The 1,858-nt window shown below is 73.9% G+C and carries 2 protein-coding genes; both read right to left on the minus strand.

All coding sequences use genetic code 11. The annotated features are described in order from the left end of the window. Positions 1-104 precede the first annotated feature (104 nt). Positions 105-620 carry a DUF4240 domain-containing protein gene (locus ABD353_RS39475; protein WP_344628550.1) on the minus strand — a complete coding sequence of 172 codons (516 nt, stop codon included), beginning with the start codon at positions 618-620 and terminating at the stop codon, positions 105-107. Positions 621-835: 215 nt separating this feature from the next. Continuing rightward, positions 836-1,858, minus strand: a 1,023-nt coding sequence (gene sucB / locus ABD353_RS39480; protein ID WP_344628549.1) for a 2-oxoglutarate dehydrogenase, E2 component, dihydrolipoamide succinyltransferase, incomplete at its 5' end; no start/stop codon positions are given.

Below are 1,858 nucleotides of genomic sequence, written 5' to 3' on the forward strand. Positions count from 1 at the left end.
GACCCGCCCCCGGCCGGCACCGCGGTGCCGGCCGGGTCCGTCACGTCGGCCCGGTCCGCCGCCCCGACAGGCGGGCCGTGCCCGCAGTACCCGCCGTGCCCGCCTCACCGCCCGAAGCGCTCCCACAGCCGGGGGAAGCGCTTGGCCATGATGCCGTCGTCCTCGAAGTCGAACGGCGCGCCCTCCGGGTCGTCCTGCGGTGCCAGGCCCAGGTCGGGCAGCGGCAGCCCGGTCAGTTGCTCGTGCGCCTCGTCGGCGGCGTAGCCGAGGTCCTCGGCCTCGCCGTCCTCCTCCTCGTCGAAGTCGGGCACCAGCACCGCCAGTTCGTCCGGCTCGTGCACCGCGTGCTCGTACACCTCGCGGCCCTGGCCGATCAGCCAGCACCGGAAGAAGTCGAAGTCGTCCGCGGAGGCGCCGCCCAGCATCAGGTGCGCGGCGGCCCACAGCTCGGTCGTGAAGGCGCGCTGGAAGCGAGCCTCGAACAGCCGGGCGAAGTCGACGACGTCGTCCGGGGTGAGCTGCGCCAGCCGGTCCACCAGCGCGTCGGCCTGGTCGTCCGGGTCTCCCGCCGCGGCCTCGCGGGTGTCGTCGATCAGCTGCCAGAAGTCCGTCTCGTACATCACCGCTCCAGCATCCACGCTCACCCCGGCCAATGCATGTGAGGCGCGACGGGGAGGGGCGGAGCGGACCGCCGGGGGCGCGCAAGCACCGGCCCCCGCCCCGGGCGTCGGCACCGGAGCGGGCCCGGAGGCGAGCGGGCGAACGGCGGACCCCCGCCCCGGTGTCCCGGGGCGGGGGTCCGCCGTGCGTGCGTCCGCGGGGTGCGGCGCGGTCCTTACAGGCCGAGCTCGACCTCGAACTCGCCGGCCTCGAGGATCTCCTTCACGGCCACCAGGTAGCGGGCGGCGTCCGCGCCGTCCACCAGGCGGTGGTCGTAGGAGAGCGACAGGTAGGTCATGTCGCGGATGCCGATGGCGGTGCCGCCGTCGGCCTCGATGACGACCGGGCGCTTCACGGTGGCGCCGATGCCCAGGATCGCGGCCTGGTTCGGCGGCACGATGACGGTGTCGAACAGCGCACCGCGCGAGCCGGTGTTGCTGATGGTGAAGGTCGCGCCGGACAGCTCGTCCGGAGTGATCTTGTTGCCGCGCACCTTGTCGGCCAGCTCGGCGGTCTTCTTGGAGATGCCGGCGATGTTGAGGTCGCCCGCACCCTTGATGACCGGGGTCATCAGACCCTTCTCCGAGTCCACCGCGATACCGATGTTCTCGGTGTCGAAGTAGGTGATGGTGCCCTCGGCCTCGTTGATCCGGGCGTTGATGACCGCGTGGGCCTTCAGCGCCTGGGCGGCGGCCTTGACGAAGAACGGCATGGGGGACAGCTTCACGCCCTCGCGGGCGAGGAAGGAGTCCTTGGCCTTGCCGCGCAGCGACATGATCTTGGTGACGTCCACCTCGACCACGCTGGTGAGCTGCGCCTGCTCGTGCAGGGCCTTCATCATGTTGTCGCCGATGACCTTGCGCATGCGGGTCATCTTGACCGTCTGGCCGCGCAGCGCGGACGGCGCGGCGGCGGCCTTCGGGGCGGCGGCCGGGGCAGCGGCGGCGGGCGCGGCCTGGGCGGCCTTGGCGGCCTCGGCGGCGGCCAGCACGTCCAGCTTGCGGATGCGGCCGCCGACGCCGCTGCCGGACACGGCCGACAGGGCGATGCCGTGCTCGGCGGCGACCTTCCGCACCAGCGGGGTCACGTAGGCGTCGCCGTTGTCCGCGGCCGGAGCCGCCGGGGCGCCGGCGACCGGGGCCGGAGCAGCCACCGGAGCGGGCGCCGGAGCGGCCGGGGCGGGGGCGGCCTGGGCGCC

Source organism: Kitasatospora arboriphila (assembly GCF_039528095.1).
In the GTDB taxonomy this organism is placed as follows: Bacteria; Actinomycetota; Actinomycetes; order Streptomycetales; family Streptomycetaceae; genus Kitasatospora; species Kitasatospora arboriphila.

What these genes read in the sequence shown, in the direction of transcription:
- ABD353_RS39475 (WP_344628550.1), bottom strand. Translation starts at nt 620, where the DNA reads ATGTACGAGACGGACTTCTGGCAGCTGATCGACGACACCCGCGAGGCC.